The sequence below is a fragment of the Chloroherpetonaceae bacterium genome (assembly GCA_033763895.1).
Taxonomy (GTDB): domain Bacteria; phylum Bacteroidota; class Chlorobiia; order Chlorobiales; family Thermochlorobacteraceae; genus JANRJQ01.
On record JANRJQ010000010.1, the window covers coordinates 582,474 to 603,253 of the forward strand.

18 protein-coding genes and 3 tRNA genes are annotated in these 20,780 nt (G+C 39.1%); 10 read left to right on the forward strand and 11 right to left on the reverse strand.

The features are described from left to right. The first annotated feature begins 23 nt into the window (after window positions 1-23). On the forward strand, window positions 24-2,249 hold the full coding sequence (locus SFU91_10560) for a helix-hairpin-helix domain-containing protein (GenBank protein MDX2129465.1): 2,226 nt from the start codon (window positions 24-26) through the stop codon (window positions 2,247-2,249). Between the two features lie 26 nt (window positions 2,250-2,275). On the opposite strand, the gene SFU91_10565 is transcribed toward SFU91_10560, so the two are convergent. From SFU91_10565 to SFU91_10595, 7 genes are read right to left on the reverse strand one after another with little or no spacing between them, the layout of a single operon-like run. After that, a complete protein-coding gene (locus SFU91_10565; protein MDX2129466.1) occupies window positions 2,276-2,746 on the reverse strand; it encodes a DUF4293 family protein in 471 nt (156 codons plus the stop codon). Window positions 2,747-2,757: 11 nt separating this feature from the next. Then, window positions 2,758-3,354 carry a phosphatase PAP2 family protein gene (locus SFU91_10570; protein ID MDX2129467.1) on the reverse strand — a complete coding sequence of 199 codons (597 nt, stop codon included), beginning with the start codon at window positions 3,352-3,354 and terminating at the stop codon, window positions 2,758-2,760. An 8-nt stretch (window positions 3,355-3,362) separates the two neighbouring features. After that, window positions 3,363-3,815, reverse strand: coding sequence for a YhcH/YjgK/YiaL family protein (locus tag SFU91_10575; protein MDX2129468.1), 453 nt, complete (start codon window positions 3,813-3,815; stop codon window positions 3,363-3,365). 19 nt (window positions 3,816-3,834) lie between these two features. Further along, window positions 3,835-4,194, reverse strand: coding sequence for a holo-ACP synthase (gene acpS, locus SFU91_10580; GenBank protein MDX2129469.1), 360 nt, complete (start codon window positions 4,192-4,194; stop codon window positions 3,835-3,837). Next, window positions 4,195-4,830, reverse strand: coding sequence for a 2,3-bisphosphoglycerate-dependent phosphoglycerate mutase (locus SFU91_10585; protein ID MDX2129470.1), 636 nt, complete (start codon window positions 4,828-4,830; stop codon window positions 4,195-4,197). Window positions 4,831-4,885: 55 nt separating this feature from the next. Next, window positions 4,886-5,347, reverse strand: a complete 462-nt coding sequence (locus SFU91_10590; GenBank protein MDX2129471.1) for a redoxin domain-containing protein — start codon at window positions 5,345-5,347, stop codon at window positions 4,886-4,888. Window positions 5,348-5,384: 37 nt separating this feature from the next. After that, complete coding sequence (locus SFU91_10595; GenBank protein ID MDX2129472.1) at window positions 5,385-5,705, reverse strand: (2Fe-2S) ferredoxin domain-containing protein; 321 nt, start codon at window positions 5,703-5,705, stop codon at window positions 5,385-5,387. Window positions 5,706-5,840: 135 nt separating this feature from the next. Between SFU91_10595 and SFU91_10600 the strand changes: the two genes are divergently transcribed. The 9 genes from SFU91_10600 to prmC all read left to right on the forward strand — a co-directional run bounded on the left by SFU91_10600 (window position 5,841) and on the right by prmC (window position 15,673). Further along, window positions 5,841-5,913: transfer RNA gene (locus SFU91_10600), tRNA-Pro, on the forward strand. Between the two features lie 20 nt (window positions 5,914-5,933). Beyond that, a tRNA-Arg gene (locus SFU91_10605) sits at window positions 5,934-6,007 on the forward strand. A 23-nt stretch (window positions 6,008-6,030) separates the two neighbouring features. Next, window positions 6,031-6,104: transfer RNA gene (locus tag SFU91_10610), tRNA-His, on the forward strand. Between the two features lie 108 nt (window positions 6,105-6,212). Next, window positions 6,213-6,962, forward strand: a complete 750-nt coding sequence (gene fabG, locus SFU91_10615; GenBank protein MDX2129473.1) for a 3-oxoacyl-[acyl-carrier-protein] reductase — start codon at window positions 6,213-6,215, stop codon at window positions 6,960-6,962. Between the two features lie 222 nt (window positions 6,963-7,184). Beyond that, window positions 7,185-8,669 (forward strand): amino acid permease, encoded by a 1,485-nt coding sequence (locus tag SFU91_10620; GenBank protein ID MDX2129474.1) that lies wholly within the window; start codon window positions 7,185-7,187, stop codon window positions 8,667-8,669. 408 nt (window positions 8,670-9,077) lie between these two features. Continuing rightward, complete coding sequence (locus SFU91_10625) at window positions 9,078-11,132, forward strand: redoxin domain-containing protein (protein ID MDX2129475.1); 2,055 nt, start codon at window positions 9,078-9,080, stop codon at window positions 11,130-11,132. Window positions 11,133-11,166: 34 nt separating this feature from the next. Continuing rightward, entirely contained in the window at window positions 11,167-13,851 is a 2,685-nt protein-coding gene (locus tag SFU91_10630; protein ID MDX2129476.1) for a circularly permuted type 2 ATP-grasp protein, read from the forward strand. Further along, window positions 13,848-14,777, forward strand: a complete 930-nt coding sequence (locus SFU91_10635; GenBank protein MDX2129477.1) for a transglutaminase family protein — start codon at window positions 13,848-13,850, stop codon at window positions 14,775-14,777. The genes SFU91_10630 and SFU91_10635 overlap by 4 nt, the downstream gene beginning before the upstream one ends. Continuing rightward, window positions 14,774-15,673 (forward strand): peptide chain release factor N(5)-glutamine methyltransferase, encoded by a 900-nt coding sequence (gene prmC, locus SFU91_10640; GenBank protein MDX2129478.1) that lies wholly within the window; start codon window positions 14,774-14,776, stop codon window positions 15,671-15,673. Before SFU91_10635 ends, prmC begins: the two co-directional genes overlap by 4 nt. Here the strand turns inward: prmC and SFU91_10645 are convergent, their stop codons facing one another. Genes SFU91_10645 through SFU91_10660 form a run of 4 tightly spaced genes read right to left on the reverse strand, consistent with a single transcriptional unit; the run spans window position 15,674 to window position 20,676 of the window. Continuing rightward, window positions 15,674-16,537, reverse strand: coding sequence for a hypothetical protein (locus SFU91_10645; GenBank protein MDX2129479.1), 864 nt, complete (start codon window positions 16,535-16,537; stop codon window positions 15,674-15,676). Next, complete coding sequence (locus SFU91_10650) at window positions 16,534-17,655, reverse strand: glycosyltransferase family 9 protein (GenBank protein MDX2129480.1); 1,122 nt, start codon at window positions 17,653-17,655, stop codon at window positions 16,534-16,536. The genes SFU91_10645 and SFU91_10650 overlap by 4 nt, the downstream gene beginning before the upstream one ends. Before the next feature lie 13 nt (window positions 17,656-17,668). After that, window positions 17,669-18,808, reverse strand: coding sequence for a glycosyltransferase family 9 protein (locus tag SFU91_10655; protein ID MDX2129481.1), 1,140 nt, complete (start codon window positions 18,806-18,808; stop codon window positions 17,669-17,671). Further along, on the reverse strand, window positions 18,808-20,676 hold the full coding sequence (locus SFU91_10660; GenBank protein MDX2129482.1) for an ABC transporter ATP-binding protein: 1,869 nt from the start codon (window positions 20,674-20,676) through the stop codon (window positions 18,808-18,810). The genes SFU91_10655 and SFU91_10660 overlap by 1 nt, the downstream gene beginning before the upstream one ends. Between the last annotated feature and the right edge of the window lie 104 nt (window positions 20,677-20,780).

Genomic DNA, 20,780 nt, shown 5'->3' on the forward strand with positions numbered 1-20,780 from the left:
TACAAGCAAATGACTCAAAAAAAATGAAAAGAAGCAATAAAGAGCACGATCGAGACTTGCACGAGAGTATTGCAAAGGCAGTTCTATGGGTTAACGCGCTCTTTATTTTTTTCTTTCCTTCTCAAGTAGTGGCTTCTCCTGTATTAACCGATTCCATCCCAAGTTATTTAAGAGCAGATAGTTCAAAACTTGTTGTTTCCGATTCCCTGTTGGGACGGCAACTTATAGATCGTGTTCTTGATCTCTCGGCTGAATCAGCTGATAACAATGAATTGCTTGAGCAACTGAATTTGCTTCGACTTCAGAAGATTGACTTAAACACAGCAAGTGTGCTCGAATTTGTAGCTATCCCATTTCTTTCTCCAGATGAAGCCAAGAAAATCGCTGAGTATCGCTCGAGGTTTGGAAGATTTAGTTCTCTTGACCCGCTTCGTGAAATTTTAGGCGGTGAAAAATTTTTCTACCTAAAAGACATTTTTAAGGTTGAAGAAGCAAAAGTTGAATCAGACCCAGATTTGCCTGCATTTTTGAATGATCTTCGTCGCGGAGAGCTTATGAACAGAACGCGAATTGAAGTGATTTCGAGAGCAATTACAGAAGTGCCTTCACGTTTTGGGTTTGACCCAATGAGTCAAATCGTTATATCTACGGATAGCTTGACGGGGATTCGAGATACAACCTTCCGTGCTGCTTATTCAGGAAGTGTTCCTAAAATTTATAATCGAATTCAAATCGCTATTTCGGAGAACTTCTTTCTTTCGGGTTTAGGAGAAAAGGACAGTGGTGAGGAATCGCTTACAGACTTTCGTTCTGCAACTTTTCAAGTCAAGAATCTCTACAATCTGCGTTCGTTAATTATCGGAGACTATAACCTACGCTTCGGACAAGGACTTGTAATGACAACGGGCAGACCCTTTTTCAAAAGTCCAGAAGCTATTCTCTCTTCAAAGCAAACCTCTCAAACCGTTCGCCCATACACTTCTGTTGCCGAATATGGTTTTTTTCGCGGTGCTGCAACACAAGTGCGTCTCAGCGATTTTGAAGTGACCGGTTTTTACTCCAAAAATCAATTCTCAACAAGTCAGAGCGATACTTCATTTAGCAGTTTTGATCTTGATGGTTTTTATCGAACAGAATCGGAGCGCCTAAGAAGAGGGAATTTGGAGCAAACTACTTTCGGCGGCCATCTTGATTTTGATAAATCTTTCTTCAGCGGTTACTTTCATTTTGGGGTTTCACTTATTCAAACAGAATTTTCAAAGCCGCTTATTCCGGCAGATGAGTTAAGAAATGTTGGCGCATTTCAAGGTTCACTTGCGACTTCCGGCTCAATCGATTGGGATATCCTTTGGAATAACATCAACTTCTTTGGGGAACTTGCTTACAGTAAAGAACAAAATGTGTTTTCAACCCTTGGAGGGATTTTATTGAATTTTGGGAATAGTACCCGAGGTGTTGTAATTGGAAGATTTTTTGATCAAAATTATTATTCTCCTTTTGCAAATGCGTTTGCTGAGCGAGGAAATGACGGCCGTAATGAACGGGGGGTTTACCTCGGTCTCGAGACGTCGCTCAGCGAGAAAGTTAAAGTGAGAGGATATGCCGATTACTACTATTTTCCTTTCATCAGTTTTACTTCAATTCTTCCAGCAAGCGGGATTGACTTACTTTTACAATCTACCTATCGACCTACAAAAAATATTGTGCTTGAAACCCTCGTTCAAAGAAAAACAACTGAAGAAGCCTTGACAATTGAAGACGAGCGGGGGCTTTCCTTTCGCTCGGCGGTTCCCATTTTACTTGAGAGAATTCGTAATGATTTTATTTTTCAACTGACACCTGAAATTCGATTGCGAACAAGGGTTGAACTGAAAAATGTCACAAAAGGCACAGAGCAAAGTACGAATAAGTTATTTGGTTGGTTGATTGCACAAGATGTGGGTCTTGATTTGTTAAGAAGGAAATTAAGTGTTGATATGCGTGTTGCCGTTTACCAAACTGATTCATTTGATGCTGCGATTTACGCATACGAAAATGATTTGCCGCTTCTTGCCACTATTTTCGCGCATAACGGTCGAGGAAGGCGATTCTTTTTGAATGCCCGTTATCAAATTATTCGAGAATTTGAAATTGCCTTTCGCTTCGCCAATACCTATCGTGATGATATTACAGAAAGTGGAAGTGGAAATGATCGTATTTTGACGAACTCGCCAAGCACGGTGAGTTTCGGAATAAGAGCAAATTTTTAAATAAAGAAGTTGATGTCAAGGTCGATTTATAGCCTTCGGTAAGCACTTGCTGTTTCTTCATCCTTTCTGATTAATGAACGAGCAAAACCAAGTAAAAAGGGAATTAGAAGAAGCAAATAAAATCCAACTTGCGGAATATGCGAAACACTCCCAGCTCCTAATTTTACAGTTAGCCCAAAAACTGCAAAAAGTGAAAACCCGATAGAAAGAATTGAGGAAATCATTGCTAAAGCAGTTAATCGCTCTTGCCATATTCGATTCTTAAAAAAAAGTAGCGCAGAGATAGAGAAAAGAATTAGCAATCCTATTGACCCATTCATTGCCCAAAATTGCAAGGTTACACTCCCGCCCCCGAACCCGAATCGTCCAAATGCAAAAACCCTCATAAGGCCCTCTGCATCCTCAAAGCGATAATCCCATAGCGGAAGAGTATTGACATTCAATAGTGCGCAAGTGATTGAGATTGCAAGCAATAAAGACTGTGGTCTTAAAAGCATTGATTTGTCAGTTAAATTTTTGAGACCAGTTTCATTTTTACATAAAACCACCAAAGGCCACTTGAGATTCCCCATCCCAAAAGTGCGCCAATAAATACATCAATCGGAAAGTGCGCTCCAACATAAATTCTTGATATTCCCACGACAATTGCGACCAGATAAGGCAAGCCTTTCCAGAGAAACATCTGCTCACCCTCTCCGCTCCTTAAAAATACTTTTGAAATAAAATGTGCCGCCGTGAATGCCGTTTGAGAGTGACCCGAAGGGAATGAATGATAATACAATGGTTCAAACATCACATTAATTGCAACTTGCCCTATTTCTATCGATTCCTTAAAAAAAGTTAAAGGACGAGGCATACCAAACATTGCTTTCATAAGATTTAGAACAATCCCTGCAATTGCAAAAGTACTGACTGCAAGAAGCAGGTACTTTAAAAACTCAGTTCGTCGAAAAAGGAACAATGAAATCACAAGAATCGGAAATAAAAATTTGCCATCACCTAAAAAGGTTGAATAGCCAATCAAATAGTCATTGACTGGATTTTGAAGTCCATTGTTGATCGTAAAGAATAATGACTCGTTGAGTTCTTGAAGTGGTTCGGGCATCTTAAATTTTATACAGCAACTTTAACAATCGCTTTTTTGACATAGTCTTTTGGAGGCTGTGGCGAATGGGCATCAAAGGGATAAAATATGGCGAACTCACCTTCACCAACGGTCATTTCAAAGGTAGAGTGATCTGAGTAAAGTAAATAGTCATTTTCTTCATTGTATGGTTTATCGAGAGAATTGCAGTCCTCAAGCCCTCGCCAGCCAATCGGAAAGCTTCCGATGATTGAGAGTTGAATGTCAATATATTTTCTGTGAACTTCTAATTTTTCATTTTGCTTTGTTTCAGGAGTTCTTTTGTCTTCTGCTACGATGATAAAAATCTCTTTACCATCAATTTCATGACTACCGGGCGAAAGCGACTTTAAATCGGTCGTAAGAAGATAATCGAAGGCTTGTTTGAGCCTTGGATGATACGAAGTGTAATGATGGCCGTTTCGAAGTTTATCAAGAATCATCTTTTAAGAAAGTTTTGAATTAAGGAAGAATAATCACAGCCGCAATGGCATATTTATGTGTATGAGAAAGGCTCACCCGAACTTTTTCGGGATCAAGATGGGTCAGCGGTGAAAAAAAATTAATCACAGGTTTACCTGAATCATCACGAAGAATTTCAACAGAGTGCCACCCAAAATGCTCTGTGATTCCGGTTCCGATTGCTTTTGAAAAGGCTTCTTTGGCTGCAAACCTTACCGCAATGCTTTCGAAGGGATTCTTTTTCGAAAGGCAATAACTTGCTTCTTTTTCAGTAAGTACCTTTCGAATAAATCGATCCCCGTATCGTTGGCAAGCCTCGCGAATACGGGGAATTTCGATGATATCGATGCCTAAATTCATTTAATTTAGAATCGATTTTGAAGTAAGTTTATCCCCGTCGTATTCGTAAACAATCGGAACACCATTTGGGATATTCAGTTCTAATACCTCTTCTTTGGAAAGACCATCTAAAGACATTACGATTGCGCGAAGGCTGTTGCCGTGTGCGGAAACAACGACATTTTTGCCCGCCTTGACTTTTGGAAGAATTTCATCATTAAAGTAAGGAATCGCTCTGGCAGCCGTGTCTTTTAGGCTTTCTGTAAATCCCTCGGGGTTTAAATCGGTTTTATCCGAAGGAGGAGGAACATCATAACTTCTACGCCAAATTTTAACTTGTTCATCGCCGTAGATTTTAGCCGTTTCAGCTTTATTCAAACCTTGTAAAGCACCATAGTGGCGTTCGTTCAGAGCTGGATGAAAATAAGTTGGGACATTTAACTGATTGGCCCCTTCTAACGCACGAATTAAAGTTTCGATTGCACGGTATAAAACAGAAGTATAGGCTAAGTCAAGCGGAATATCCTTAATCTTTTCGCCGGCACTTCGAGCTTCGGCTCTTCCTTTTTCAGTAATTGGAACATCAACCCAACCGGTGAATCGATTTTCTAAATTCCATTGAGATTGACCGTGCCGAATAAGAATCAGTTTACTCATAAAAAATTGTTAAGTGAAAAAAGGGAGGATAGTACCTCCCTTTTCTTAGTTCAAATTAATTCAATGCACTTTTTACAGCTTCGAGTAACTCCTCGTTCGTACGGCTGTCTTTTAGCTCCTTTTCAATGTGCATCCACTTTAATAAGCCATCTTTTCCAATTAAGAAATAAGCTCTTTTGCTCACATTGAGAGGTTCAAAGAGAATGTCGAATTTTTTTGTCGCATCACGATGGATATCCGAAAGAAGGTGATGCTGCATGTTATACTTTTCACGAAAGGCTTGATGCGCAAATTTTGAATCTGCGCTGATTGGAAGTACAACGGTATCAAGTTGATCGAAATTTGAGTACTCTTGCGAATAGCTGCAGTTTTGAGCCGTGCAGACTGGCGTGAAATCAAGAGGATAGAAAGAAAGTAGGACGTTTTTCTTTCCAATGAAGGAACTTAGTTTCACTTTTGACCCGTCTGTGCTATCGAGTTCAAAATCGGGTGCCGGTGATCCGATGGTTAAAGACATAATTTCTCCTTTTTTAGGTTTGTTTTTGAAATAAAAGTTAATAAGTACGACGAAGCATTAATTTTTTTATAAATAATCTTGAAACAGGATGATCATTGGCTAAGTGTGAGTTTGCAATTTCGTCAATATCTGAAGGTTGCACATTTCCATACCAAGTGGTGTCTGTATGAACAAGAATCGTGCATCCATCATTACAGGCACCTAAGCAACCGCTTTCTTGAATTTCGGCGTCAAGACCATTTTTTTCTACCGATTCTTTTAGTAGTTGAAAAAGGATATTTCCACCACGGGGGTTACAACTTGGTTTTGGAACAACCGGTGGTCGTTCATTGGTACAAACGTAAACGAGATGTTTCACAAGGATTCTAATTTTTATAGGCAAATATACAACGGTCAATGTCTCAATATTCCAATTTACCGTAAATTTTGCTTTGTGGTTATTCACGAAAAGCCCTATATTTGCGCCCTTATTTCACTACGGTAGTTTTGGTCGCGGGGTATAGCGCAGCTGGTAGCGTGCCTGTTTTGGGTGCAGGAGGTCCCGAGTTCGAGTCTCGGTGCCCCGACAAAGTGAATTAAGGGTTTTGTGCCCGTAGCTCAGTTGGATAGAGCAACAGCCTTCTAAGCTGTGGGTCACAGGTTCGACTCCTGTCGGGCACACGAGTTTTATAAAAACTCATATGGCGGTTGTAGCTCAGTTGGTTAGAGCGTCAGGTTGTGGCCCTGAAGGCCGCGGGTTCGATCCCCGTCAATCGCCCAAGCCCCAGATTGAATTCCTTCTTCGCTTTTTTTTCTTTCAATCTCCTTCCTTACCTTTTTTAAAATCCCTTTTTTAACTTTGATTTTCTTATCAATTACAAAAACTATGGAAATTTCACTTACCGGAAAATCAGCTTTTGTTACAGGCGGAACTCGCGGAATTGGCCGCGCTATCGTGAAGCGTTTGGCAGAAGCAGGTGCCAATGTGGCATTTACCTATAAAGCGTCTGAAGAAAAAGCTGTTGCTCTTAAAAACGAAATTGAAGCAATGGGTCGAAAATCTCTCGCAATAAAAGCTGATGCAGCCTCGTTTAGTGAAGCGCAAGTTGCGATTGAATTAGCTGTTAAGGAATTTGGTGCGCTTCACATCTTGGTCAATAACGCCGGAATCACGCGCGATACTTTGCTCCTAAGAATGACTGAGGCACAATTTGATGATGTGATCTCCAATAACTTGAAAAGTGCATTCAATTATACAAAAGCTGCGGTAAAGCCGATGATGTCTCAGCGTGACGGGCGAATAATCAACATCACTTCAATCATCGGTATTACAGGAAATGCCGGTCAGGCAAACTATGCCGCATCAAAGGCGGGTATGATTGGGTTTACGAAATCTTGTGCGAAGGAATTGGCCTCAAGGAACATTTTGGTGAATGGCGTTGCGCCGGGCTGGATTGATACTGAAATGACTGAGGTCTTGACCGAAGAGCAGAAAAAAATGTTTGAGAATGTCATCCCATTAAAGAGAGCAGGAAGCGCCGAGGAAGTGGCAGATGCAGTTCTTTTTTTTGCATCATCTTTATCTAAATATATAACCGGAGAGACTGTTCGAGTTGACGGCGGAATGGCGATGTAAAGTTGGAAGGGGTAAAAAATTGGAAAGGGTTCGAAAGAACCCTTTTTTCATAATCGTGTCGCTTCAAAATGAATCAATAGCTTTTTTTTGAAAATGAACTTAGCTGCTCGCTTTTCCTTGTTCCAATAAAGAATATTGAAAATGGAGTAAAGTATTTCTTCTCTTGTCAGTTGTTTTAGCTTAATGCTTTTGTAATTTTTTTTGGAAAAAAAATTGGTTTCAATGTCAAATTCAGAATCAAAACCTATCTCACACCCTGTAACAGAATTTAAGAGAGAATTGGGCTTATGGTCATCGACAATGATTGTCGTAGGTTCAATGGTAGGCTCAGGAATTTTTATAGTAAGTGCAGATATAGCGCGTTCAGTCGGTTCACCGGGATGGCTTTTAATGGTTTGGCTGATAACCGGACTTGTTACATTGATTGCAGCGCTATCTTATGGCGAACTCGCAGCAATGATGCCGCACGCGGGTGGGCAGTATGTGTACTTAAAGGAAAGTTATAATCCTCTTATTGGGTTTCTTTACGGTTGGACTCTTTTCTTGGTGATTCAAACAGGGACAATCGCTGCCGTTGCGGTTGCTTTTGCAAAATTTACTGCAGTATTTTTTCCTGTTTTTAGCGAAGAAAATATTCTTTTCTCAATCGGAAATATTCGCATTTCCGCTGCACAGATTTTAGCGATTGGAAGTTTGGTACTTTTAACGGGAATAAATCTTCGAGGAGTCAAAGAGGCAAAGTGGGTGCAGGACACATTTACAGGCGCGAAATCAATTGCCCTTTTCGCATTAATTGTTGTCGGTATTTTTTTAGGGAAAAATGAAATTGCAGTGAATGCAAATTTTCATGATTTCTGGAGTCCTTCCTCTAGCACGAAAGAAGGCATAGCCTCAGGATTAAGCATTGTCGCATTGATTTCAGCAATCGGTGTAGCAATGGTCGGCTCACTTTTTTCTTCGGATGCTTGGAATAACATAACATTCACTGCCGGAGAGGTAAAAGACCCCGAAAAGAATATCCCGCTCTCATTGTTTTTCGGGACTGCAATTGTAACTGCAATTTACATTCTTGCCAATATTGCTTATCTCTTAGTTTTACCACTAAAAGGAATGCCTGATGGTGCTACAGTTATTGAAAGAGGAATTCAGTTTGCTACCTCCGAGCGAGTTGCAACTGCGGTCGTAAGTGTCATATTTGGAGATGCTGCCGTTCTGATAATGGCAGCACTTATAATGGTTTCAACTTTTGGATGTAACAACGGATTAATCTTGGCTGGAGCACGTGTGTATTATGCGATGAGCAAAGATGGACTTTTCTTCAAAAAGGCAGGAGAATTAAGCTCAAAGTCAGTTCCTTCTTGGGCTCTAATTGTACAAACGGTTTGGGCTTCGTTGTTATGTTTATCAGGCTCATACGGTCAACTCTTGGATTACGTCATTTTTGCGGTCTTGCTTTTTTATATCCTTACCATCGGTGGTGTGTTTATTCTTCGAGCGAAACGCCCCGAGGTACCGCGGCCATACAAAGCATTTGGGTATCCGATACTTCCAGCCATCTATATCATTATAGCGTCAATTATTTGTGTGATTCTTCTGATAAAAAAGCCTGAGTACACTTTCCCCGGACTTGGCATCGTTCTTCTTGGAATCCCTGTTTTCTATTGGTGGAGAAGTCAGTCAAAATCAACCCAAGCTAAAGCAAAATAACTAAGTTAGAAAGCGTTTAAGCATTATGAGCCAAGACATGATGTTGAATCGCTACACTATTTGTATTTTAAAAGATTTGGGGATTAAAAGCGAAAGAATGTGATGAATCTTCAGCCTGTTCCGATAAATTCTTTGTTATTTGTAATCGGTAGGGTTAGAGTATTATTTATCGTTTCACGATTTCAAATTGAAGGAGTTTTGATTTCATTCTTTGAAAATTGAGAGAGCTGTTTACCGATGTTTCGCGCTTCAAACCGGTGCCAACATAAAAAAGTTATTTGCAAGGTTTAAGTGAATTCAATTCGCGAAGTAACATCTGTGACTAAGCTTTTCTGCTTTTAATGGGGAACAATCAATAGCGAACACCCAATTCATAAGAATTTCCACTATAATCTAAATGTAAAAAGGATGAATTGTTTTAGAAAATTGCATGCAAGTTTTTTCTCTTTTCTAGGTTTAGGACTCGCGATGATTCTCGCCGCGAACCTTTCTTCTTGCATTACTACTCAACCCTTAGAAGAATTTATTGTTTATGAATCGAAACCGACTGCTATTCGTGACACCTTTAATTTCGTCTATCGGAAAGAAAAGTTTGATAGTACATTAAGCCCAAAAGCGATTTATACCCTTTCTTTTTGGTCTCCTCAGTTTTATGAATTTGAGAATCCGGTGATTTTTTCGGTTGACCTAAAGCCATACAAAAATTCATATTGGGTAGCACGCGTCCCTTTGCCCGATAATGCGAGAATTGTCTCTTATAAGTTGACGGGTGTTTCTCCTGAAGATACTGGTAAGTATCAGCATTATCATGTTTTTCTGAACGACGCACCGGTTTCAGAAACTTTCTATCGTTTAGCCCTCGCTAAAAACTTTGCAGGGGAACCCATTGATTCGGTTCTATTCTATCTTTTAAAAGAGAGAGCACTATACCCTAAAAATTTTTACACTTATACAGCCTATTGGCATTACTTCCATCAGAAATATGGTGGAACTGATTCAATCAAAGCGGTTATAGCTCAAGACATCACCAATGGCTTCAAGGTTTTTTACAATGATTACGGCTACTTGCAATCCATAGGGCTTACTTATGCATACACACTTAACGAAAAGCAAAAAGCCTTTGAAAGTATGAAGCAACTCTATGATAACTTTCTTCACCCGTTGAATCTTGTTACTCGGTTTCAAATTGAATATCAGAATGATCGAAAAGAATCAATTTTGAGAATTTTATCAGATAAATATTCCGGATTGAGCCTGACAACGGACTTGCATTTCAAGCAGTTGTATGATTATATGACGGATAAAAATCCTGATAGTATCACGGTAACAAGACAAAATTTAGGAAAGATTTTTGCTGAAATTACAGCGACCAACCGAAGAACTCCTGCTTTGAAAAACTCCCGATTTACATCTATGGCGATTCGTTATCTCTATCGCCGATATGCTGAGGGTGGGTATTCGCGCGTGGTGCCGAATTATGTCAGAGAAGTAATACAACCCAATTATGATAAAGACATTTTTGATGTCATTACTTTAATCAAATTAGGATACTTCTTATCCGGCTCTACTGATCTTGCCGGTTTTGCTGTGGAAGAAAGCGATCGAGCTATTGCTTTGCTTGAGCAACCATCATTTTTGAAATATAATGAAAGCTCGGAAGTCGAAACGATTGAATCTCCTGTATTAAATGAAATACTACGAGAAGATTTACGGGGGCAAGCCTATTATAATATGTATCGTGCCTACTTTAGATTGGGAGATGTTGTGAATGCGAAATCACGATTTGAATTGGCAGAGAAGTTCCTTTTTTCGCAAAAGGTTGAACTCTTGAAAGATGCAGCTTATCAATTGGCAAAGGACAGTAAAAAAGCAGATGAAGCTTTTTTACAAATGGCAAAAGCTTATGCGTTAAAACCAGACCCAACCATTTTACAATGGCTAAGGGATACAAGCCGTTCAAGATTGAAAAATCAAAAACTTGAAGAGCGCATAAAATCTATTCGGGAGAAGGAGTCTATGACAATGCCAAGTTTCAGTTTGAAAGGCGTTGATGGGAGAGAGTTTAGCGAAAATGATTTGAAAGGAAAATTGGCGGTCATTTTTGTTTGGTCAAATCGATCAAGATTAAGCAAAAGTTTTCTTTACGATTTACAGGTTCAATATTCCAAGTTTAGAACACGCGGGGTATCTTTTTATGCGATAAGTCCTTATTTAATTTCTCTTGGCTCTGAAGGAAATAATTTTGGAGAACAAACACAGTATTCTTATGATTTTTTTCAAGCACCAATTTCCTTTTTTGAAAACCTAAAAGCACCCTACCTTCCAAGCGCTTTTATAATAAAAAATGGAAAGGTTATCCTTCGTTTGGATGGATATCAAAAAGGGTTTATTAGTCAACTTGAACAAGCTGTGCAATTCTTTTTAAATGATGACTTGTTGGGTACTGGAAAGAAAAGTAACTGATGTGCTTTTGAATGGAGTAGAATCGTAATTGAATTTGAACGATCGATTTGAAAATAATTTCAGAGGCGGCTTTGACTTGACTCGTTACAATGAAGTGCTTGTAAAGCAGCCTGAAATAGAGCAGCCAGACGCATCAACTCCTTACGATGAAATGTTCTTAGGGGGCCGATTTAATGATGTTTGGCAGCCGTTTCTTTCTTCAATAAATCAAATTGGAATCGAGGAACTTCGGCGACGAACGGTGGAGCTTAGGCATCTCCTTCATGAAACAGGGATTACCTACAACATTTATGGTGACCCGCAAGGCCTTGAAAGAATTTGGAAGTTAGATCTTTTTCCTTTGATTCTCTCAGATTCTGATTGGGAAATCATAGAAAAAGGGATGAAGCAGCGTGCCACTCTCTTGAATATGATTTTGAAAGATCTTTATTCAGATCGAGAACTCATTAAAAAAGGATTAATTCCACCTGAGTTAATTTACTCTCACGATGGTTTCTTTCGGAATGCGATTTTTCAGTTTCCTACAAAAATTTCAGATTTGCATATCTATGCCGCAGATATGGCTCGTGGCCCAGACGGAAGAATGTGGGTTATTGCCGATCGAACTCAAGCTCCATCCGGAATTGGGTATGCACTTGAAAATCGAAGATTGATTGCAAGAGTTTTGCCTGAAGCAGCAAAAGCGTTGCAAATTTCAAAGCTCAATGAATTTGTCAAGCATTTAAGTTCTAGCATCGCGTCACTTTCTATTAAAGAGAATCCAAGAATTGCCTTATTAACCCCCGGCCCAAGAAACGAAACTTACTTTGAACATGCCTTTTTAGCTTCTTTGCTTGGTTACCCTTTGGTACAAGGAGAAGACTTAACTGTACGAGCTGGTGAATTGTGGCTTAAGTCTCTTTCTGGACTTGAAAAGGTTGATATTGTTTTGAGACGAGTGGATGACTCATTCTGCGATCCGCTTGAACTTTATGAGCACTCTAAACTGGGTGTTCCCGGAATGCTCGAATGCATAAGACGCGGGAATCTATCCGTAGCAAATCCAATTGGTGTTGGGATTTTAGAAAATCCGGGATTGTTAGCCTTTCTTCCAACACTTTCAAAGGCCTTATTAAATGAAGAATTGATTCTTCCATCGGCGGCAACTTGGTGGTGTGGTGGGCAACGAGAATTGGAATTTGTTTTAACGAATATTCCTCGTTTAATTATCAAGTCAATTCATCAATCAAAAAATGGAGAAGTATATTTTGGTCAGGGGTTAGATAAAAAATCTATTGAGGAGCTGAAAGCAAAAATTTTGAGTCATCCCCATCTTTATGTTGGTCAAGAGCAAATTAGTTTTTCAACTGCACCTTCGTTCACTGTTGAACATTTGGAACCAAGGCGAACTGTGCTGAGAGCCTTCGGAGTTAAATCGGGAGATTCATATTCGATAATGCCGGGAGGTTTAACGAGAGCTTCATCAACACGAGATACGATTTCTGTTTCTAATCAAGTTGGTGGCGTTGGAAAGGATACTTGGGTCATCGGAAAAAGGGCTCAGGAAAATGTTAAAGCAGATGATTCTCAGAGTGTTGTTTATAAAGGAGTTTCAACCATTGATAAAGATATTTTTTCTCTTTCAAAACGAGAGACTTTAGAAACCACGGTGCTTGCCTCAAGAGCAGGAGAAAATCTTTACTGGGCAGGTCGTTATGCCGAACGCGCTGAATCCTTAGCCACTTTATTACAACACATCCTTACAATCTTAAATGAAGAGAATCGAAACACACGCCAAACTGATAGCCTCGCTTTTCAAGAATTATTAAAAACCCTAACGCATCTAACTTGTATTTATCCCGGTTTTGTTGGAGAAGAAGCAGAAATAAAGCTGCGAAACCCCGAAAGTGAACTTCTAAGAATCACGATTGGTAAAGGGATTGAAGGCTCACTGCCATCGACTTTAGAGCATTTTATTAATGCATCTTATGCGGTTCGCTCCTATTGGTCTCTTGAAACGTGGAAAATTTTGAATTCAATAAAAACACGGTGGAGTGGAATCGATAACTTTTCAAGAATGAATCTTCGTTTGGTTCAAATTGAACTCCAAGAACTGTTGGTTTCACTTTTGGCCTTGAAAGGTTTAAACGGTGAAAACATGCAGAGAGAGTATGATTGGGTTATGCTTGATAGTGGACGGAGAATAGAAAGAGCCTTACAAAATGCAATGCTCCTCAGGTATTTATTTTCTGATGTTCATCAAATTGAAGTTGAGGAATCTAAAATGGAAGCCGCACTTACCTTACAAGGGTCTTTGGTTGCTTATAAAAGAAAGTTTCGATCAGTTCTTTCACTTGAAATCATTTTTGATTTACTCATCATTGATGAAAAAAATCCACGTTCAATTCTATTCCAAATCTCCGAATTGGTTCAACATTTGAAGAGTTTACCATTTGTAAATGCCGATAGTAAGTTTAAGGATATTGATTCACTATTGCTTCGGCTGTTTACAGAGCTGCGCTCGATTAATTCTAAAAAATTGATCGAGACTGAATTCTCGAATTGGAGAGGTTCTTTTTGGGAATTTATATTATCAATCGAAAAAAATATTCGGGAATTATCGGACGCGCTTTCCAGAAATTATTTCACCCATACCCCCTTGCTTCAAAAACAATTGACGGATATCAATGAAGCTATAATTGATTTTCCAACACAAATGAATGAATTAGGTTCACAGTGAAATACAAGGTCACGCATTTAACAAAGTATCGATACAGCAATACTGTAAACCTATGCTACAACGAAGCGCGTTTACTCTTAAGAAATACACCATTCCAAAATTGCGTTCAAACGGAACTAAAAATTTCACCAGATGTTTCGGATTATCGTGAAAGGAAAGATTTTTATGGGAATAAAATCGCATATTTTTCCATTGAAAAACCGCATGATGAGCTTATTGTTACTTCAGAAAGTTATGTTGAAACCGTCAATCAATACGGTCGTATTCCCGAAAATCATCAATTGAGATACAAAGACGCGCTTGTGTCACTGAAGGATCAAGCCCCATTTGATTCTGAATTCTTTAAACAATTTCAACTGCATTCACCTCTGATTCCCGCGCATCCCGAAATAATGAGTTACGCATTACAATCATTTGAGTCAAATCCTTTGTTGCTTGAGGGTGTAATGGACTTTATGAGACGGATTCACGGTGACTTTAAATTCATTGCCGGTTACACTACTATCGCGACCCCGCTTGCCGATGTTATCAGAGAAAAAAAAGGGGTTTGCCAAGATTTTGCTCATGTCGCGATTGCAGGACTGCGTTCACTTGGTATCCCAGCAAGTTATGTCAGCGGGTATATTGAAACTTATCGAAAAGATACGCCAAACCTAATGCAACCTTTAATCGGTGCCGACGCGTCACATGCGTGGGTTTCAGTTTATTCGCCTGATGTTGGGTGGGTCGATTTTGATCCTACCAATAATAAAATTCCGATTGGTGAACACATCACAAATTCGATTGGGAGAGATTATTCCGATGTTTCGCCATTAAAGGGAGTAATTTTCACGAGTGGTCATCATAAGCTTTCAGTTGATGTCGAAGTTAAACGCTTAGAGCAGTTCCCTAAATTTTTCAATGATTCAATTGCCTATCAATTATGACAGAAACCAAGCAATGGGACGTTCTATCGCTCTTAAAAACAACAACATCATTTTTTTCACAAAAAGGGATAGATGAACCAAAGCTTACTACTGAACTTCTGCTTGCGGCGGTATTGAACCTAACAAGAATGGATTTATTTCTTTCGTTTGATAGACCAATTAGCCAAAGTGAGCTGGATTTGTTTCGAAGTTATTGTAAACGCAGACTTCAAGAAGAGCCGGTTCAATACATCTTAGGAACACAAAATTTCTTGGGATTTGATTTTGAGGTCAATTCTTCGGTATTAATCCCACGCCCTGAAACAGAACTTTTGGTTGAAGAAGTCATTGAGAATTTGAAAACTGAGGGCGCGCAAAATAGTCCTATTAAAATTCTTGATATCGGCACCGGATCCGGTGTTATCCCGATTTCAATGATTAAAAAGTTAGAATCAGTTTCTGCCGTTGCGATTGATATTTCAAAAGCAGCACTCTTCGTTGCTACTCGAAATGCTGAAAAGCATAAAGTTGAAAGCCGAATCAGTTTTATTCAGCTAGATGTACTAGATGAATCCTTTCTTTCAACATTAATGGGAAAAGAGGAAAGCCAATTTTCTGCGGTCGTTTCAAACCCACCCTATATCCCGGTTAAAGAAAAAAATATGTTGGCAGATCATGTCATTAAGTTTGAACCTCACCAAGCGCTTTTTTCGGAAACGGGTTTTGAGTTTTATGAAAAGATTTCAAAAGACGCAACCCAACTGTTAAAAACGGGGGGGAAACTTTTTTTTGAACTTCATTCAGATGGCGCAAGTACGGTAAGAAAAATTGTTGAGGCTGAGGGTTTTACCAATGTGAAGATAAAAAAGGATTATAGCGGCTTTCAGAGAATCTTAATCGCGGAGAAGCGATTCTAATTACTCCTTTAGCTGGTAGTTTTTATATTCTCCAATTCGATGCCCGGTCAATGATTCAATCCAATCTGAAACTTTATGGAGCAATGGCTTTGGCGTTAGTTTGGCCGAAAATAATTGTGCCCACCGTGCATCATGAGCAATTTTTTCTTGCATGACCATTGGGTGTGTTCCTGTAAATGTGGAGATATCAAAGAGCGGACTGTTCCCAAAAGTCCACTCATGCGTAGGGGTTTCTTCATACAATCGGTTAAATGCGTAGAGCTTTAAATCCTGCTCTTGTGGCGGACGAACCCATCCATAATGATAAATTTTTGCTTGACTTTGCAAACATTTAATTTTTTCAAATCTTTGAGAGTTGATTTTTTTCCGAAACCCCTGTGCATCGCCCCAAGAAACAATGTTTCTATTATTTCGCACAACACGGATTTCATGCCGATACCACTTTCTTCCCGTTGCTAAAGTGGTATAATTCCCATAAAAATGGAGATAATTCAAAAGAACGCCTTCAACTGATTGTTGTTCATCACTTCGTGCAATATCCCTTAGTAAAAGCACATAGTCATTTTCATGAATATTTTCATCGCCTTGTAAATACAAACACCAATCGCCTGTGCAATGAGAAAGGGCAATATCTGTTTGAGCAGCAAGGGTCTTTCCTCCTTTTAGGGTTGAATCCCAAACGGTTTCAATAATTTTAAGTTTTGGCGTCGAGAGTTTTTTAACAGCATCAAGAGTTCCATCTTCGCTTTTCCCAACAGCAATAACAACTTCATCGCAAAGGTTTAAAAGCGTCCTTAAAGTTTCTTGAAAGGGGTAGGAAAACTTTATTCCGTTTCGGATGAAGGTAAAACCAGAAAGTTTCATGTTTTAGTGAATATGTTTGTATTCTTAATGTCACTAATCAGAAAACGCGTTGCCTCCATCACAGGTTTAATTTCGAGATGATTTAAGGGAAAGAATTGTGGTGATTTTACAATTCGATATCGAACGCCGTAAGGTCGCCAAGATTCAATGTCTCCGCTTTCTGAGATAGAGGCATAAAGTTCAATAACCGCTGTATGAACAGCAGCAGCGGCATGCATAAATCCTGTATCGGGAGTGATAACTAAAAGTGCGTCTTTTATGATTTCCGCTGTTCTTTGAAACCCGTAAGAATAAGGGAATAAAACAGTGGTTGGAAAAAGCCGGTTTAATTTTTTTGCAGTTGCAAAATCGGTAGGCGTTGAGAAAATGACAATGGGATAAGGAAACTCCTTTTGATACAGCGAAATGAATTCAGCCCATCGTTCTAAACCCCATTTTCGAGAAGCACTTCCGGAAGATAGATTAATTCCAATAAAGTTGTTTTTTTCAAGTTTATGTTTCAAGAAAAACGCACTTCCAAGGTCTGAGGGTTTGAATCGAATGGAAAGAGGAAAATGCTTTTCTGCATCTTCTTCTGAAAGTGGTAATTGTGAAAAGGTTTGAACGGCAAGCGATAACCAGCGGGCAGCATAATGTTTTCCTACCAATTCAGGTGTGAAATCGTAGAATCGAGCATATTTTCGTTTTTCGTGAATGCTACTCAAATAAGAACCACGAGTTTTAGTTAAGGTAGTAAATAAAATATCTAAGGCGGGTTTCTCTCCAATAAAACTGAAAATCACGTCGTAATTGCGGTATCGCATTTCCCAAACTTCTTTAAGGCTTGAAAACCCGTTCAGAGATGTAACATTTGAAATACGCTCATCTTCACGAAAAAGAAATTCATTGTTTGGAGAAGCAAGGCAGTCGATTTCAATTTGAGGATTAATTGAGCGGAGATAATCAATAAGTGGCGTTGTACAAATCAAATCTCCTAATCGGTCGTAACGGAGAAGAAGGATGCGTTTCGTTCGTGAAGGGATAGGATGTTCTTTTCGCTTTCGAGGGAAAATTTTTAGGAATAACAAAAAAAGTAACACCAAATTGGCAGTTAAATTTAGAAGCCAAGCGTGTTTCATAATTTAAGAGGATTCACGATGTGTATATTTTTTTTTCAGTTAAAAATAATTGAAAGCCATTGAAAACCTCTTGTGGCTTCAACTCTGAAACAGGGTCGAATTCATGTGCATAGTGCGTTCTGAATTCAGTTGAACAAGGTTGCCAAACCGGATGTGATGCAAGAGCAGTGCAAATAATATAGCTTGGGGTATTAAAGGTTGCCGCAAAATGAATGACAGCGGTATCGGGCGAAAAAACAACTCGGGCCGATTGAGCCAGTGCCATCACATGAAAAAGCCCAAACGACTCCGGCGTATTGATAATATTCTTACTTCCACTATTCTCCTTGATTCTCAAAGCCTCTGAACGATCTTCGGGTGCTGAAGAAATAATCACCGGAACCTTAGGGTATTGAGAAAGAAAAATATTGATGAATTCAGAATTGTTCGTTTCACCCCATTTTTTATAATCTAAGCGGGCTGAGAGGTTAAAAAGTAAAAACGATTTTGGCTCAATATTGTATTGCTTTAGAAATTGGTTCATTTCTTTTTCAATTTCAATTGGATAATAAAGGCTTTGCCGAATTTGATTCTCTGGATAAGACACGCCAAAAACAGATTCTCCAAGTGAAATCAATTTTTTCCACAAAGGCCACTCCTCGTGCCCAACGGTGATCTGCTGATTAAAGAGAAAGCGGTAATACTCTCGATCTTCCGGCCAACCAATATCATAAGTCACCTTAATTGAATTGGGTGCAAGCAGGTTTGCTAAAATTGCATCTCGGCTTACTCCATTGAGCGATAAAGCAAATGTGACACTATACTCACCTCGTGCATTCATGATGAGTTTAATTAACGAAGAAAGGGTTCGTTCCAAAATAAAAATCTGACTTAAGCGCTTATCATAGCGGAGGACTGGCTCGGCATGAGAGGAAGTAACAACGCTGATTTTTAACTTAGGGTTAAAATCAAGTAGAAAGTTTATAAATGCAGTGGTTATCACCATATCGCCAATCACATCGTTACGTAAAATTAAAACGTGATTGATTTCAGCGAGTTGAATGGGATTAGGGATGAATTGATTTCGAAAGATGTAGCGAAGTACAAATCGAAAAAGAAATCGCTTATTGAGAGTTTCAAGTCGCTTGAAAAAAATCTTCAGTGAAGCCCGCATTAATGAAGTTCTTGTTTTTCTCTTTGAGCGAATTGCATCATATAAAGGGCATGATAGGCACCGGCTTTGGTAAGTAGCTCTTGATGTGTTCCTGATTCCAACAAGACCCCTTTTTCAAGAACATAGATACGATTGGCATTTTTAATTGTAGAAAGGCGATGAGCAATAACGATAGAGGTGCGATCTCTCATTGCATTATCGATTGCATCCTGTACTTTCTGTTCAGAAGCATTATCAAGAGCACTTGTCGCTTCATCAAAAATTAAGATTGGCGGATTTTTAAGCATTGCGCGGGCTATTGATAAACGCTGCCGCTGACCACCTGAAAGCCTTGTTCCACGATCTCCGATATTTGTTTCATAAGCGTTGGGGGTTTCATCTAATATAAAGTCATGAGCATTTGCCAATTTGGCCGCTTCAACGACTCGTTCCTGTGTTGTGTGTTCAAGAAGTCCATAGGCGATATTTCCGGCAATTGACTCATTGAAAAGCACAACTTCTTGATTTACAACGCCGAATAGAGCTCGTAAAGAATGGTAATCATATTCCTGAATATCAATTCCATCAATTAATATTTTTCCTTTTTCGATGTCATAAAACCTTAAGAGTAAATCGACAATCGTTGATTTACCGGAACCGCTTTGCCCGACCAATGCAACGGTTTCTCCTTTATGAATCCGAAGGTTAACCCCTTTTAAGATATACTCGCCTTCAGGTGAAGAGGGATAACGAAACCACACCTCTTTGAACAAAATCTCGTGTTTCAAATCTTTGATTTGAATCGTTCCGTTTTCAATGCTTTGTTTGGTTTCTAAAATCTCAAATACTTTTTCAGCCGCAGGAAAACCTTCCTGTGCCCTTGAAACTGTTTCGGCGACGATTTTAATCGGTCCCATCGCGGAAAAAAGTGCAAAAGCAAACACAATCAATTCAATTGATTGCATAGAGCCTTGAAATACCTGCAATCCCCCATACCAAAGCACCAAGGCAATCGCACTTACACCAAGAGTTTCGTTAAGTGGACTAATCATTCCTCTCAAGGAAGAAATCTTCACACTTGCTCTCCGAAAAAGGTCAGTAAACTGACTAAATCTTCCCGTCTCGTAGTTCTCCATAACATTCGATTTAACCACCTTGATTCCACTGAAGACCTCTTGAAGATGGGAATTAATGTCTCCCATTTTTTGCTGCATAAAATCTGCTTGTTCACGAACCAGCTTACCGATTATCCTAATGAGCAATAAGCTACCAAGCGAAGTAAACAAAGCAAAAAGAGTCAATTTCCAACTGATAATGAGTAAGACAAGGAAATAAAAAAATGCCATCATTGCATTTCTTAGAATGATAATGAAGCTCGCTCCGATTGTTTCACTAATAAAACGAACTTCATTATTGACATAATTCATCAACGTACCTACTCGATGATTATGAAAAAACCCGAGTTCCATTCCAATGATTTTATTGAAAACATCGTCTCGAAGTTTTTTGGTCGATTTCGTCTCAACTCGATAAACCAATTGATTTGAGAGGTAAATAAAAAAATTTTTGAGTACAAAAATCCCGATCAAAAAAAGGCAGATATGCAAAAGGGTATCTTCGCGTGTTTGCCCTTGCATAGTGTTTTGGAAAAATTGAAGGAAGTTGTTTTTAATTTCATCAGTATTAATGAATGTAGGAGCGAATGTATTTGAAGGGGAAGAATCAGAAATAGGTTTTGATTGCGTATTAAAAACTGTATCAAGTAAAGGAAGGATAATGGAAATAGAAACAACGCTGAAAAGCGAAGCCAATACACTGACAACAATTGTAAGTGTAAGTTGATAACCCCTCGGTGCGAGATACCGGATGGTTTTAAAGTAAAGTTTCATCGATCATGATTGTTTAGACGAAGATACAACTTCCTTAAGGAGTAATTTCAATGCTTAAAATGGTGGAGTAAGTCAATTTCTTTATCTTCGGTTAGTTTTTGAAT

Excerpts from the sequence above, each read along its gene's own strand:
- SFU91_10560 (MDX2129465.1), top strand. The coding sequence starts at position 24 with ATGAAAAGAAGCAATAAAGAGCACGATCGAGACTTGCACGAGAGTATT.
- SFU91_10565 (MDX2129466.1), bottom strand. The coding sequence starts at position 2,746 with ATGCTTTTAAGACCACAGTCTTTATTGCTTGCAATCTCAATCACTTGC.
- SFU91_10570 (MDX2129467.1), bottom strand. The coding sequence starts at position 3,354 with ATGCCCGAACCACTTCAAGAACTCAACGAGTCATTATTCTTTACGATC.
- SFU91_10575 (MDX2129468.1), bottom strand. The coding sequence starts at position 3,815 with ATGATTCTTGATAAACTTCGAAACGGCCATCATTACACTTCGTATCAT.
- acpS (MDX2129469.1), bottom strand. The coding sequence starts at position 4,194 with ATGAATTTAGGCATCGATATCATCGAAATTCCCCGTATTCGCGAGGCT.
- SFU91_10585 (MDX2129470.1), bottom strand. The coding sequence starts at position 4,830 with ATGAGTAAACTGATTCTTATTCGGCACGGTCAATCTCAATGGAATTTA.
- SFU91_10590 (MDX2129471.1), bottom strand. The coding sequence starts at position 5,347 with ATGTCTTTAACCATCGGATCACCGGCACCCGATTTTGAACTCGATAGC.
- fabG (MDX2129473.1), top strand. The coding sequence starts at position 6,213 with ATGGAAATTTCACTTACCGGAAAATCAGCTTTTGTTACAGGCGGAACT.
- SFU91_10620 (MDX2129474.1), top strand. The coding sequence starts at position 7,185 with ATGTCAAATTCAGAATCAAAACCTATCTCACACCCTGTAACAGAATTT.
- SFU91_10625 (MDX2129475.1), top strand. The coding sequence starts at position 9,078 with ATGAATTGTTTTAGAAAATTGCATGCAAGTTTTTTCTCTTTTCTAGGT.
- prmC (MDX2129478.1), top strand. The coding sequence starts at position 14,774 with ATGACAGAAACCAAGCAATGGGACGTTCTATCGCTCTTAAAAACAACA.
- SFU91_10645 (MDX2129479.1), bottom strand. The coding sequence starts at position 16,537 with ATGAAACTTTCTGGTTTTACCTTCATCCGAAACGGAATAAAGTTTTCC.
- SFU91_10650 (MDX2129480.1), bottom strand. The coding sequence starts at position 17,655 with ATGAAACACGCTTGGCTTCTAAATTTAACTGCCAATTTGGTGTTACTT.
- SFU91_10655 (MDX2129481.1), bottom strand. The coding sequence starts at position 18,808 with ATGCGGGCTTCACTGAAGATTTTTTTCAAGCGACTTGAAACTCTCAAT.
- SFU91_10660 (MDX2129482.1), bottom strand. The coding sequence starts at position 20,676 with ATGAAACTTTACTTTAAAACCATCCGGTATCTCGCACCGAGGGGTTAT.